This window comes from Ruminococcus sp. HUN007, assembly GCF_000712055.1.
Lineage (GTDB): Bacteria > Bacillota > Clostridia > Oscillospirales > Ruminococcaceae > HUN007.
In genome coordinates this window covers 1985859-2000383 of sequence record NZ_JOOA01000002.1, presented here as the reverse complement: position 1 = coordinate 2000383, position 14525 = coordinate 1985859, and the positions used below count along the sequence as shown (strand labels likewise).

General features: G+C 36.7%; 14 protein-coding genes. 1 reads left to right on the top strand and 13 read right to left on the bottom strand.

Annotated elements, in window-relative coordinates; genetic code table 11:
• Window positions 1–51 precede the first annotated feature (51 nt).
• The 3 genes from CC97_RS12865 to CC97_RS12855 all read right to left on the bottom strand — a co-directional run bounded on the left by CC97_RS12865 (window position 52) and on the right by CC97_RS12855 (window position 2588).
• Complete coding sequence (locus tag CC97_RS12865; protein WP_044975351.1) at window positions 52–945, bottom strand: hypothetical protein; 894 nt, start codon at window positions 943–945, stop codon at window positions 52–54.
• The gene (locus tag CC97_RS12860) at window positions 945–1505 is read right to left on the bottom strand and encodes a sigma-70 family RNA polymerase sigma factor (RefSeq protein WP_242848175.1); all 561 of its coding nucleotides are present in this window, start codon (window positions 1503–1505) and stop codon (window positions 945–947) included. Before CC97_RS12860 ends, CC97_RS12865 begins: the two co-directional genes overlap by 1 nt.
• Before the next feature lie 237 nt (window positions 1506–1742).
• Window positions 1743–2588, bottom strand: coding sequence for a PD-(D/E)XK nuclease family transposase (locus CC97_RS12855; RefSeq protein WP_044975349.1), 846 nt, complete (start codon window positions 2586–2588; stop codon window positions 1743–1745).
• Between the two features lie 235 nt (window positions 2589–2823).
• Here CC97_RS12855 and CC97_RS12850 point away from each other — a divergent pair, with 235 nt between their 5' ends.
• Entirely contained in the window at window positions 2824–3819 is a 996-nt protein-coding gene (locus CC97_RS12850) for an IS5 family transposase (RefSeq protein ID WP_044973980.1), read from the top strand.
• Window positions 3820–4328: 509 nt separating this feature from the next.
• Here the strand turns inward: CC97_RS12850 and CC97_RS12845 are convergent.
• From CC97_RS12845 to CC97_RS12800, 10 genes are all read right to left on the bottom strand, one after another.
• Entirely contained in the window at window positions 4329–5174 is an 846-nt protein-coding gene (locus CC97_RS12845) for a PD-(D/E)XK nuclease family transposase (RefSeq protein ID WP_044975348.1), read from the bottom strand.
• Between the two features lie 194 nt (window positions 5175–5368).
• Entirely contained in the window at window positions 5369–7126 is a 1758-nt protein-coding gene (locus tag CC97_RS12840; RefSeq protein ID WP_044975347.1) for a transposase, read from the bottom strand.
• A 20-nt stretch (window positions 7127–7146) separates the two neighbouring features.
• A complete protein-coding gene (locus CC97_RS12835) occupies window positions 7147–7518 on the bottom strand; it encodes a hypothetical protein (RefSeq protein WP_044973469.1) in 372 nt (123 codons plus the stop codon).
• A gap of 405 nt (window positions 7519–7923) precedes the next feature.
• Entirely contained in the window at window positions 7924–9003 is a 1080-nt protein-coding gene (locus CC97_RS12830) for a trypsin-like peptidase domain-containing protein (protein ID WP_044975346.1), read from the bottom strand.
• 170 nt (window positions 9004–9173) lie between these two features.
• Entirely contained in the window at window positions 9174–9401 is a 228-nt protein-coding gene (locus CC97_RS12825; RefSeq protein WP_044975344.1) for a dockerin type I repeat-containing protein, read from the bottom strand.
• Between the two features lie 46 nt (window positions 9402–9447).
• The gene (locus CC97_RS12820) at window positions 9448–10176 is read right to left on the bottom strand and encodes a hypothetical protein (protein WP_044975343.1); all 729 of its coding nucleotides are present in this window, start codon (window positions 10174–10176) and stop codon (window positions 9448–9450) included.
• A gap of 25 nt (window positions 10177–10201) precedes the next feature.
• Complete coding sequence (locus CC97_RS12815) at window positions 10202–11353, bottom strand: trypsin-like serine protease (protein WP_044975341.1); 1152 nt, start codon at window positions 11351–11353, stop codon at window positions 10202–10204.
• A gap of 170 nt (window positions 11354–11523) precedes the next feature.
• Window positions 11524–12822: a dockerin type I repeat-containing protein gene (locus CC97_RS12810; RefSeq protein ID WP_044975339.1), complete on the bottom strand. Its 1299-nt coding sequence runs from the start codon at window positions 12820–12822 to the stop codon at window positions 11524–11526.
• 96 nt (window positions 12823–12918) lie between these two features.
• On the bottom strand, window positions 12919–13887 hold the full coding sequence (locus CC97_RS12805) for a hypothetical protein (protein ID WP_044975338.1): 969 nt from the start codon (window positions 13885–13887) through the stop codon (window positions 12919–12921).
• A complete protein-coding gene (locus CC97_RS12800) occupies window positions 13887–14447 on the bottom strand; it encodes a sigma-70 family RNA polymerase sigma factor (protein ID WP_049962894.1) in 561 nt (186 codons plus the stop codon). Before CC97_RS12800 ends, CC97_RS12805 begins: the two co-directional genes overlap by 1 nt.
• Window positions 14448–14525 lie beyond the last annotated feature (78 nt).

Below are 14525 nucleotides of genomic sequence, written 5' to 3'. Positions count from 1 at the left end.
CTGTTAAAGTTATATCGCTATTCTTTACCATAATTAAGCTGGAACAAGAAGTCACGCATTATTAACATTCAAATATACCACATAACTATTCTTTTTTTCAAAGTATATGACCAGTATATTTTCATCGACATTATCTTTAAAATAATATTCACTGACCTCGTATTCATTATCATCTGGATCATACAAAATTCTATTCTGAATAAAATTTTCAGTTTGATTTTTATCCACTATTTGTTGCCTGTAATATTTATGCCCTTCATTATCTTTCAAAATAAAAGGAAAATCACGGACATCAAACCTATTGGAAATTGTACTTGATATATCAGATGATTGTGGAACAGTAATCTCACTTGTAACTGGTGAAGAAGATATTGTTTCTTCTTCGGTAAATATATTATTGTCCGGAGATGCGATTACCGTTTTTTCTGCCTGGCTTTCGGTTTCAAGGTTTTCAGCTGCTTCTGTTGAACAATTGAATTCAGTATTCGATTCTAAAGAATCCGGATTATTTTCAAATGATTCTGGTGTTATTACAGACCTTTCGCTATAGCTTCCTTCGCTTTCAGACTGTGGCTCTGATTTTTCAGAAATTGTTACGATGTATTGTGTGCCTTCATCGTATCCGATTTTAGATACTTCAGTATTTACATTTGCTGTATCTGCTGTATCGTCTGTACATGGCACTGTATCTGATATTTCTGTTTCCTGCACTTTTTCGGTATAATCAGTGGTCACAACATAACTGTTATTTATCTCAGGTTGCTTTATACGATTAGCTTCATTATGATAATAAATACAGGTACATAAAGCAATGACTGCAGCCGACGCCGGTGCAATTATATATATCGGTTTTCTGATTTTATGTTCCGGCACATAGTTTTCCGCTTCTTCTATAAATTCATCATCTATCTTTCCAAAAATATCTCTGAGCTTTTCTGTTGTCATTATAGCCCCACCTTCTTTTTCAGATACTTTTTAAGCCGCTTTCTCAGTCTTGAAAGTCTGGCTCTTACATTCTCCTCTGTCATTGAAGAACGCTTTGAAATATCTGCAATGCTGTCAAAAAACCAATATCTTCTGACTAAAATAAACCGATTATCTTTATTAAGAGTGCGAAGAAAATCATTGATCGCATTTAAGACCTCGGTCTCATCAAAATTTTCTTCAGTAACACTCCTGCTGTCCATGCATTCACCGAGTTCGTCAAGAGAAAAGGTTAAATCTCTTTTTCTCTTGTCCCGGTTAAGAGTTCTCAGTCTGTTCAGTGAATGATTCCGTATGATTCTGAACAGAAATGCAGACAGTATTTCAGGTTTTTCCGGTGGAATCAGATTCCACGCTGTAAGATAAGTATCATTCAGACATTCTTCAGCATCTGAATTATCATTCAGGATTGACCTTGCTACATGCAAACATCGTTCCCTGTATTTTTTATCTGTCTCCGTAATTGCATTTTCAGATCGTTCCCAGTAAAGATCAATTATTTTTTCATCTTCCAGAATCATACACCTCCCTGTGACTCTGTTGAAGGCCTTCTAATAATATAGTGTACGTTCCGAACCGTTTGTGACTCATCAAATTCAAGTTTGTAAGATGTCACAATTAATCCGCAAAATAGTTGTAGATAATGACAATAATAAAGCTCTCAGATTACGCTGGCTGCGTTTTCCGAGAGCTTTGCTGCTTTGGTATGTAAATCGTTTGTTTACTGGTAAATGCGTTATCGTGAATAAATCATATCATCAGGCACTGTGGTTCAGAGTTTCTGCAAGTTTTTCAACTTCTTCTACAGTAAGACCGGTTGCTTCTGCTATTTCATCATATGAATTTTTACCTAGCCGAATAAGATTAACCGCAATTTCGATTTCTTTGTTTTTAAGTATTCTTTTATTGTTTTCTTCAATAGCCTTACACATAGTATCAACTCCTTCCGGTGTTTCCTTTAGCATTCTTGTTTTATCTGCAAGCGGTTTGGTAAGCATATCTTTCGCCTGTGAGCATCTGAAATCATGCACAAGCTTTGCAAGATCGGATGTATCTCCATCTTTGTCGTATGCTCCATTTACATAAATTATGTGTGTATCGTCACCGAGTTCTGAACCGTCCTTTTCACGGCGTTCGTACTGATAAATCAGTTTTCCTTTTCCCTTAACATCATTTTCGGTAATGAAAATTACGTATGTTTCAGGAAGAACGGTGACTTCTTCATTTGGTTTGATAAATTCAATATCAAGAGCGCTGGAATGATAACGTGCTCTGTAAGAAGTAGCGCCCGCATCAGCTCTCTGTACTTCAAGATTGATCTGTCTTCCTTTGCTGTCTGTTCCAAGAACATCAAGTCTTAAGGAACGTGCTCCAGCAATATGATGCAGATCGTACTGTGTTTCTGATCTTATTATATTCAGGTCTTTTATTCCGGTGATTATACGCAGGACGTATTCCGTCAGCGGAATGTCATCTCTGAAAAGTTCCCTCATAAATGAATCATCGATAGGACGATAACCCTCGATTATCTGAAGATTCTTTTCATGTTCCAGTTTTTCAGTTTCAGATTCTGAAGCTGCTTTTTTCAATAAATCATTGTTCATAACTGCTATTACTTTCTTTGATGTTTTCTGACATTATTATACCATATTGATTTCCATAAATCAAGGTAAAAAACAAATATGCACAAGGGTATGTCAATTGTTTTTTGTCCGCTGTTTGTCCGCTAATGATACGAAAACTTAGGGAAACGCTGATTTAATCGACGTTAGTATTGACAAATTATCGTATATATGATATAATGTAGTTAATAAAATATATTATGCGAGGTATTTTGATATGAACGGACAGTTAAGTTTCAGCGATATGGAATATTCCCTTAGAAAGCGTCAGGGAAAAAAAGAAGCGTTTCTTAATAGAATGGAAGAGATAATTCCATGGGATTCATGGATTCAGATAATCGCTCCTTACTATCCGTCAGGTAATCATGGCAGACCTGTAAAAGGTATCGAGACCATGCTTAGAATGTATCTTCTTCAGGATTGGTTCAATCTATCAGATGAAGGTGTCGAAGATGCTATTTATGATAGCTATGCAATGAGAAAATTCATGAAAATAAATTTTATGCATGAACAAGTTCCGGATGCAACAACATTACTGAAGTTTCGACATCTTCTTGAAGAACATAATATCGGCGACGCTATTTTCAAGGACGTTAATGATCGACTTGAAAAGGCAGGACTTATCATGCATGGTGGTACAATTGTTGACGCAACAATAATTGCAGCACCAAGTTCAACAAAGAATGCCAAGGGAGAACGTGATCCTGAAATGCATCAGACTAAGAAAGGCAATCAGTGGTATCATGGAATGAAGGTACATGCTGGAGTAGATGCTGGAACAGGATATGTGCATACAATAACCGGAACAGCGGCAAATGTGCATGATTCCACTGAAGCATCTAAGCTTATTCGCAATGATGATGAAATAATGTACGGCGATTCTGGTTATCTTGGTGTTCCGGCACAGAATGCCATAAAACAGGATGAGCATCATAAAAACATGAAGTTTGAAATCAATAAAAGACCGTCAAGTTTAAAAACCTCAGATGACTATAACGGTATTAACTGGGATAAAAAGATGGAGCATGATAAGTCATCAGTAAGATGCAAAGTGGAACATGCTTTCCTCATTGTAAAGAATACATTTGGATACTCAAAAGTAGCATACAAAGGAATAAAAAAGAACATGAATAGATTCAATTTTCTATTCGCATCAGCAAATTTGCTGATGTGTTCTCGTGCAGGAAGAACTGCAGAATTTTGCAAGGGGTAAGTGTACCCTAATGCGGATTAATTCCGCAAAAAATAATAAAAAAATGAGGTAAATGCTCGAATAGCGATTCGCATTTCAATATTATTCCAATATTACAAGGATATTTTATTATATCACGACTTATTCAGCGTTTCCTTAGCATAAAACAGCATAAACGGACTTTTGTGAATTGTTCTGAAACCTAGTATTTTCGTACATTTTCACATATCCCGATAAGTCACGAAAAGTGCGCCGATATTTTCAATTCCCGTACGGGTCACCAAATCAAAAAGCTCAGAAATACTACTTTTACGCTGTTTCTGAGCTTTTCTTTTTTGTCCGAAAAAGGGTTTTGTCCTTTGTTTGTCCGCTACGCATGTCAGGGGCTCACAAAAGGTGAGCTGCCTTCGGCAGCTAATTGATAGTCTCAGGCATCGCGATGCCTGAGACCTTTTCAGCATATAGAAAATGCGGAAATCTCTCTGTGCCGAGACTTCCGCATTTTATTGTTATGTTTTATAAAACAACCATCATGCACTGTGGTTCAGAGTTTCTGCAAGCTTTTCAACTTCTTCTACAGTAAGACCTGTTGCTTCTGCTATTTCATCATATGAATTTTTACCTAACCGAATAAAATTAACTGCTATTTCGATTTTGTTGTTCCTAATAATTCTTTTATTGTTTTCTTCAATAGCCTTACACATAGTATCAACTCCTTCCGGTGTTTCCTTTAGCATTCTTGTTTTATCTGCAAGAGGTTTGGTAAGCATATCTTTCGCCTGTGAGCATCTGAAATCATGTACAAGCTTGGCAAGATCGGAGGTATCTCCATCTTTGTCGTATGCTCCATTTACATAAATTATGTGTGTATCGTCACCGAGTTCTGAACCGTCCTTTTCACGACGTTCGTACTGATAGATGAGTTTTCCTTTTCCCTTTACATCATTTTCGGTAATGAAAATTACGTATGTTTCAGGAAGAACGGTGACTTCTTCATTTGGTTTGATAAACTCAATATCAAGAGCGCTGGAATGATAACGTGCTCTGTAAGAAGTAGCGCCCGCATCAGCTCTCTGTACTTCAAGATTGATCTGTCTTCCTTTGCTGTCTGTTCCAAGAACATCAAGTCTTAAGGAACGTGCTCCGGCAATATGATGCAGATCGTACTGTGTTTCTGATCTTATTATATTCAGGTCTTTTATTCCGGTGATTATACGCAGGACGTATTCCGTCAGCGGAATGTCATCTCTGAAAAGTTCCCTCATAAATGAATCATCGATAGGACGATAACCCTCGATTATCTGAAGATTCTTTTCATGTTCCAGTTTTTCAGTTTCAGATTCTGAAGCTGCTTTTTCCAATAAATCATTGTTCATAACTGCTTTTACTTTCTTTGATGTTTACTGACATTATTATACCATATTGATTCCCATAAATCAAGGTAAAATACAAAATGGTGAGCTGCCTTCGGCAGCTATTGTTACTATTCACGGCCTAATTTTTCCAGCGCAAAAGAAAACAACACCACTGGACCGGTTTTATTACCGGCCTGATGGTGCTGTATTTTTTCTTATTCACATTCAGCAAATATTTCTTCGACAGTATATGGGTTACCATCACATAATCTTGTTAATGCATCATATTCGTTGATTCCATTTCTTCGGCATGTTTCAATGTATGTACGAATCATTGCATAGTTATTTGCTGTTTTTGAAGATGAGAACTGACCTGACACCTTCATTTTTGTTTTCGTCCCACGTAGTGCTCGTTCTGAGAGATTATTTGTTGTAGGCAGACTGAAATCATATACCCAGGCGAAGTAATTGCTGCGATATTTTATGATTCTGCGTATCAGAGCGCGTTCCGGACCGCCTGAATATTTTGATGTATTCGCTTCTGCCAGCGTTTCTGCTCTTTGCAGAAGTTCTGTAAGCTTGCTTTCAAAATTTTCAAGATATCCATCATCAAATCGTGTTGTTCCTGCTTGTATCAGATTCTTTCGGTCTTTTATCGTTGCTGATATCAATGCTTTTATTTCAAGCAGTACTTCATGATTGGTTTCATCTGCAAGTTTCTGAAGATCGCGCTGCAAATGTGCATTACACTCAATATTTATGAACACAAAACGTTCATTGTAATTGATGCTGTTATGATCATGCATAACAGATGTTTCAGCAGAAAGATTTTCAAGTATTCCATCCAGAAGAATTCCGTTCATATCTTTGTTTTCATGGGCTACAAAGAACGCGATTCTTTCGTCTCCGTAAAATCTCAGGCAGATTCTTTTAGTATCGGCGTAAACCACGGTATCATCCCAGTAAATGAGCAGTCTTTTAAGTAACTCCCTTCGCAAATCATTATGAAAAACTGCCAGTGCTTTGGCGGCTCTGGCCTGTACTTTAGCTACATACCCTTCACTCGGACTGATCTCTCCGTTTGTTATGCCCTGAAAGAATACAGGAACCTTATTTATTGACGAATTCATAATATTCAGCAAAACAAGTATCATTGCCTGTACGTTTGCTCCATATCTTACTTTAGTTCTTTTTTCAGGTGCCGTTCTGCTGATCACCAGGGTCCCGCAATTCTTACATTTGTAGACGTAATACTTATGCTTCACTCTCTTTACTTTAACTTCTACTTCTATTTCATAGCGGTTTTCTGTTTTTCCGGTATATTCAAACTCATCTTTTTTGCATTTCGGGCAACAGTCATCTTCAGTTAAACAATGTTCCGCTATATCAGTTATTGCTTCTTCTGCAGGTGGTTCAAGCTCTGATCTTTTATGCCCTGTTTGGCCTCCTTTGAAATTATCGGTTTCTTCTCTGCTGTTTGGTCTTGCTTTTGATTTCCCGATTGGTGTCTGCGATGTAGGCAGAGATGTATTGGTTCCATCTCTGTCCTGTACCGCTTTCATATGCCGGATTTCGGCTTTAAGTGTTTCTATTGTAGCGTCTTTCTCGTCAAGTGCTTTTTGATATTCTTCATCCTTCTTAGCAAGCTTTTTTTGATACTCACAGTACAAATCATAGTTTTCCTGTCTTAATTTACAGATTGTATCTATTTTTTCATTAAGCTCTTTTGTATGATTTTCACATTCAATTACAAGCTGTTCGTACCAGATATCCAGTACTTTCTTCACTGTATTTTTTGATGACTGAACTTCTCTGCTAAGCTGTTTTATCCGCCTCTGATATCCAAGATATATGAGGTGATGATTATGCTGCAGTTTTTTATACCTGTCACCATTTTCAAATTCTTTTACCAGACATTTAAGTCTTTTATTTTCATATTGTAATGATGTATTGATAAAAAACTGCCTGTTCATAGCTTGCTTCCTGTTCTGTTTTATTTCTGTTCCAGCGCTCTTTCTGCTGATTCCTTTATGTTCAGTAAGTGATTTTTCAGAATAGCATTTTGTTTTTCAAGTTCGCTGATTCTTTTATCTTTCTGTATACTTTCTTCTTTTAGTTTTTTTATGATTTCCTTGTAATCCGGTTCTGCTGTTACCTTCGTTTCAACAGTATTGCTATTTGATTCTGATTTAGCCTTTCGGCCCGGCTTTCCTGTAGACGGTATCAGTTCTCCCGTTACCGGATCTTCAACTCCAAGATACTTGCGTATTGGTCTTGATTGTTTGGTTACAGGGTCGTAGTGTGATGTTGATTCATAAAGAACCACTCTTCCGGTTTTCTTATCTGTGTAGCGTACAATCGACATGATTTCAGCTTCCTTTCTATACTTGGTACTTATTATTATATCACATACCAACAAAAATGTCAATAGTTTTATTGGTATCTATTTAAACAAATACCACTGTTTTTTTTGTGCTTTTTTACGTAAAAAAACAGTGCTGAAAACATCGCATTTTCAATGTTTTCAGCACTATTATCATTCATTCTATTTTACATTATTTGGCCGTGAATAGTAACCAGCTATTCGATAGTATCAGGCATCGCGATGCCTGATACCTTTTATATGCTGAAAAGGCGGAAATCTCTTTATCGGAGACTTCCGCCTTTGCGTTATTAAGTTCTTTCTTACTAAGTTAAGGGTTTAGTTAAGCAGTTCGCACTTTATGATAAAAAAATCTAACACACTAAAATTTTACAACTGTTTTCTGTTTTAGATATTTGGATTGTTATAAATAAAATGTATTACGTCTGTATCGATTCTCTTACCCTGATTATAAGAATTAGCAACGCCAACTCCTCTGTGTACACCTATGGCTATCATGTCGCCACTGGAAGTTTTAACATATACAGGTGAACCACTCTCACCAGGAACGGTATCCGTATTATATTGCACCAAAGTATTTGTAAGATAATTATTTGCTAAGTTTCCTATTCCAGTATATCCTGTATTAGAAACATAACCCGTAACATATATTCCAAGCTTTGAAGCATAATTAAGATAAACTGAAGACGTAATATTATTCTTTAGTTTATCTCTTGAAACACCTAAATTTATTACTCTGTAATCTGAAAGATCCTGATTAACAACTATTAATGCATAATCGTAATCAACATCACTACCGCTTATATAGTTTGACGGAACATGATAACTTGCAGCTGAATATGTAGCTTTAGGTGTTCCGTTAGCATTAAACAAAGTATAACTAACATTTGTAGCACCATAAACAACATGTGCCGCTGTAAGAATAAGATTATCATCAACTATAAATCCGCTCCCCTGACCAATTGAACTGGTAATTCTAACAACTCCACTATTTGAATAATCAATGTATCGGTCGTCGGTTCCGATTATTCCTTTAGGAGCATAATTAGGAATTGTTGATACCGGACTTAAAGGATAAGCACTTCCTATCTGTCCACCTGTCTGAGCATCAAACTTCTGATAGTAAAGTGTATTCTGTGCTGGGATTCCGTTGTTTGTACTTTCGTAATAGATTGTATTTGGAGTAATGCTACCTAAAATAATCTGAGAAAGCATATTCTGATCAAGAATATCGATTATTCCACTCATATCAACATCAAGGCGCTGTGACATATGGTTATCAGCAGAACCTTTGTTTCCACTAAGGAAATTAGCCAGATAAGCCAGATCTGTAAGAGCTACCGTACCATCACCATCAATATCTCCTCTGAGATAATTCGTACTGTTTGCACTGACAGTTGTACTAGCCATTCCCACACTCATAGCTCCCGCTACGATACCAGCAGTTATTTTCTTAAAGATATTCATAATAAATTCCCCCTGTTAATTTTTCTAACTTCTGTTTTCTCATAAATTTGCGTACAAATAAAATATTATCTTACTTCACTGGTATCATCCCCTTTTCATTTTCAAAGTATCAACTGACCCAAATAATATTTGATATATCTGGGTCAGTTTTTGTCGTAATCAACTCATTATCACAGTTTATCAATTTTCTTTGAAAGATACTGCTGAAGTCTTGCAAGGTCAGCGAGTGTAACAGCTCCATCACCGTCAACGTCAGCAGCTTTTCCTTGCTTGTTCGTCAATTCTTTATCACCAATCAGGCTAAGCGAAAGTTCCGTAATATCAGTAACATCTATTGCAGAGTCTGAATTCACATCGCCTACAATATATTCATCAGCCGAATACAGAACATCAACCATTTCTGCACAAACACTACCTGATGATAAGGCAATTAACGATCCAATCTCATAAAACTATACCGCTTTTGTTCAGTCTAATCAAAGCATCGTACAATTCATGAGAAGTAGCATATTCATTAAATTTAAAAGAAAAACTGTCACCGGTTTTAATCGGTACTCCGCTGTCACCTGTTTGCTGCGAAAGATCCAGTTCCGGATAATCTTTTATAAATTTATCCGGGTCTATATTGCCATTAACTGTTAGGTTTTCTAAACGAAAAACATCTTCAGTTACTTCACTACGATTCTCAATTGAGATAACATCCGGATTTTTCTTCAGAATTTCAATTATTTTTTCATGCTCTTCTTCATTCAAATCCAGAAATCTGTATTCATCGGTATCGGGATATCTATAAAAAGTCACATTCAAAGGTTCCCCGTTGCCTATTTTCTCATTTATATCTTTCACAGGTGGTTCTACACCTGCCTGCATTTTTACAACCGAATATTTTCTGTTCCATACATTAGTGGTACTAAAATGATGTTTTTTGCCATCAGGTTCAACCAACACCACATTTTTACTATCGCTATATATATATACATCCTCTCCAAATGATTTAATAAAATCATCAAAGTCTATACCTTCAATTTGTCTGATTACTCCAGATGGATTTTTCCACTCCTCAATGCCAGGAGTGCTTGACTGTTCTGTCGCTTCAGCATTGACAAAAGAAATCGGTATAAGCGTTGAAAACAAAACAGCACCTGAAATTAAAGCACCAATTATACTTTTCATAATGCATCTTCCTCTCTACTAACTGTTATGTCAAATTCGGGTTGTTCAGTGCAAACTGAAGAATATTAGTATCTATTCTTTTACAAACGCTATAGTAATACGTAGGTGTATCAAATCTGCCACTACAAATTCCTATAACACTTTTAAAATCATCCTCTGTTTCGGCATACGCAGGACAGCCGCTGTATCCTCCCGCACATAATGTACTGCAATAAAATACGTTATCTGTCATAAGCACACCCAATGATTGATTTGGATCATTACGCTTCAAGCATCCCATTTCTGCCCAATGGTTATAGTAGGTGTAAAAAATGCCTAGTCTATTAACCCCATTATCATTATAGTTATAATAAACTGATGACGATGTATTATTCTTTAGCTTATCTCTAGCAACGCCGAGATTCATTATATAGTCACTGCTAAATGTATGATCAACTGTAATTATTGCATAATCACAGTAACTCACGTAATCAGGGGCTAAATGATAATTTTCAGGAATGTGGTAATAGTTAGCTGAATAATTATTTGCTGAATAACCCGGACCATCATAAACATCAATAGAGATATTACAAAACGGTGTATTAGTATGCGTATTATAAACGCAATGAGCTGCAGTTAATATTTTATTTGATCCTACAACAAATCCTGTTCCAGTCCAACCTGTTACTCCCGGTTCAGTTGCATTAATTTTTACTATTCCGGGGTTAGTATAATCAGTGCCTCTTTCGATTTCCGGCTCAACTTTAGAAGTTGTTGAAATATTACTTACTGGCGAAAGCGTATAGTTATCTCCTACTTTCGTTCCAGTTTGAGCATCGTATTTTCGATAACTCAAAGTTTGCTGAGGCGGTACGCCTGCATTTGAATCTTCATAACAATAATAGATCGGACTTGCACCATTGACCAACATATTCGAAAGTAATTCTTTGTCAAGTTTGTCAATTATCCCGCTTAGATCAACATCAAGTCTTTGAGACATCTGATTATTTGCTGACCCTTTAATACCGCTTAAAAAGTTTGAAAGATAAGCTGAATCCACATTGTCAACATCACCGTCACCATCAATATCGCCTTTGCGATATGATTCATTCATACTTGCAGAAACAGCAGATGGAATCGCACACATCCCAATTGTCAATGCTAAAACTCCTGTTGTTATTTTCTTAAAGATATTCATAATAAATTCCCCCTGTTAATTTTTCTAACTTCTGTTTTCTCATAAATTTGCGTACAAATAAAATATTATCTTACTTCACTGGTATCATCCCCTTTTCATTTTCAAAGTATCAACTGACCCAAATAATATTTGATATATCTGGGTCAGTTTTTGTCGTAATCAACTCATTATCACAGTTTATCTATCTTCTTTGAAAGATACTGCTGAAGTCTTGCAAGATCAGCAAGAGTTACGGCTCCGTCACCGTCAATGTCAGCAGCCTTCTGCTGGTCAGCTTTAAGTTCCTTATCGCCTAAAAGTGCAAGTGAAATATCTGTAAGGTCTGTAACATCGATTGTTCCGTTAAGATCAACATCCCCTATTTTTTCAGAAACAGGAGCATTACCCTCATTAAAACCAACAGGAACACTTGAAGGATCAATATTATGTTCTTTGAAAAACTTTTCAAACTCACTGGTTATTGCATCATAATCAAACCATGGTTCGTTTGTTCTTGGACTACGAAATTGCACATAATATAGAATACCATATTCTTCTTTATCTGATTTAGAAGCTTCTGTTATCCAGGCATCGCCTTTATAGTTCTGATCGATAAAGTTTTGTATAAGCTGTTTTATCTGTGACGCGTCAGCTTCATAGATCACCTTTGAATCAGTAGCGATCTTATCTGGTGTATTCTCTAATATACCAATATTAAAATCAAATTCCGTTCCGCTCTCTGTAAGACGCTTTAAGGCTTCATACACTCCGGAATAATAAGAAGGATCACGTTTTATTCCCAGGGGCAGCTTCTTAATTTTCACACAGTAGTTATAGTTATCACGAACAAAACCATCTTCAGCATAACCAAGTGCAAATTCAGGATACTGACTTATAAAATCATCAACAGACATTTCTGATCTGACAACAATAGTATCGCAGTCAATTGCTGCACTTACTACATCTTCACGTTCCTCAATAGCAAGAACATTCTCATCATTTTTCAGAATATCGTAAACAGTATCTACATCCTCAGCATTAAACTGTCTGTAAAAGTTGAATAAATACTGATCTGTTCCTTCTATTCTGTAGAACATATCCTGATATTCTTTTCTGTCTTTAATCTTTCCGGTTATCTTACTAACAGGCGGTTCTGTTCCTTCACGCATCGTTACTGCTGAATACTTACTATCAGTATAAAAATAATAGCAATTCAGATCTTTGGTGATTACAAAGTAACTGTGCTTGTCCTGATTTCCGTAATAATCAGGATACTCAAAAACCAGTGCATCTTCTCCGAATGAATCAACAACGTCTTTAATATTGCCATTGATCCGCTCTACTATTCCACTTGGAAGTACATCTTCATATGTACCGATACCCGGTGTTCTGGATTCTACTCCTGCATCTTCCGCATAAACTGCCGGAAGCATAAACGATGACATCATTGTTACTGACATGATTGCTGCTAAAATTCTTGTTCTTTTCATAAAAATACATCCCTTTCATATTCCCACGTAAAACGATGGGGTCTATAATCTCTGGTTTAAATTGCTGTTTATAATAACGCATTCATGCGCTATTTTTTATGTTTCGGGTGTCGGAACAGACTGTTCTATTTCCGGTGAAGTCACTGGAGCAGATGTCGGTATTTCTGTTATTCCTGTCGCTTGAAATATCCTGTTTACATCCTCTTCAGAAAGACCATCATTCAGAAATATATAATATTTACCTGCCGTATTTCCGCATTTCACTAAGAGCAGTTCTTCACTGCTTATTCCGCTTATTGATTTAACCTTGGCAATTAATACTGTATTTTCCGCAATACTTATAAATTCCGCATTCATAGTATTATTGTTAAGACGACTTTCATCAAAAACATAAACGCCTCTCTTGCTGTATGCCATTCCAAAGAATTTTGCATTATCAAAAGTGTTATTTTCACTGTTTACCGACAATACAGGATCTGATTCTGATGGTAATGTCAGTTTTTCTTTTTCACTTACAGGTGAAGAAGACGGCTCAGGTGTATTCGCCGAATCCGTTAAACATTCACGGTCCCCTGATTGCAATGTTATGATTCCTTCCTGCTGTGTTTTTTCGGTAACAGGTATTTCTGAAATAATATGCGGTTCTGTTATCGGATATGCTTCTGTGTGCTCATTGACGTCAGATGGTGACGGAGGCGATTCTTTTTCCGCCGAAACTGTCGCTGCATACAGAATACTGCTTTCATATCCAGCTTCCGTTTCCGAAACCTCTGTATGTTCATTGACAGGATCTGCGTTTTCAGTCTTAATGACATCTGTTTCATACGATTCAGTTTCAGATACAGTCGTTGTCATGACAATACTATTATCTATCTCCGGATAACGTGCCTGTTCAGCTTCGTTGTGGAAATGCATACATGTGCATAAAGCTATCACTGCAGCTGATGCCGACGTTATTATCCAGATTGATTTGTTGCTTCTGGTTTCCGGTTCGTATGTTTCCGCTTCTGCTACAAACTTCTCATCGATTTCCCAGATAGCATTTCTCAGCTGCTCCACATTCATTACTCTCCCATCCTTCTTTTTAAATGATCCTTAAGCTGTTTTCTTATTCTCGAAAGTATGACCGTTACATTTTCCTCGGTAAGCGAACAGTGTCCGGCAATATCGGCAATGCTGTCAAGATACCAGTATCTTCTGACGAAAATATACCGCTTGTCTTTCTTAAGCGTTCCAAGAAATTCGTTTATAGCATTTACAACCTGTGCCTCGTCGAATTTTTCTTCAACGTTATTACTGCCGTCAATGCATTCTTCCAGTTCCTCTGTTGAAAAGCTTATGTCTCGTTTTCGCCTGCTGTTATTTTGAAACCGGAATTTGTTATACGAAATATTCCTTACTATCTTGAATAAAAAAGCTGAAAGAAATTTCGGCCTTTCCGGCGGCATCAGATTCCATGCTGTAAGATATGTATCGTTCAGACATTCCTCGGCATCTGAAATATCTTCCAGAATTGATCTGGCTACATACATGCATCTGCTTCTGTATTTTTTATCGGTTTCTGATATTGCTCTTTCCGAGCGTTCCCAGTAAAGATCAATAATCTTCTCGTCTTCCAGAACCATTCACCTCCCTCAAATCATTCGTATTTATCCTTCTATAAATACAGTGTCTTCCCGAAGAGATTTCTAACAAAATTTTTT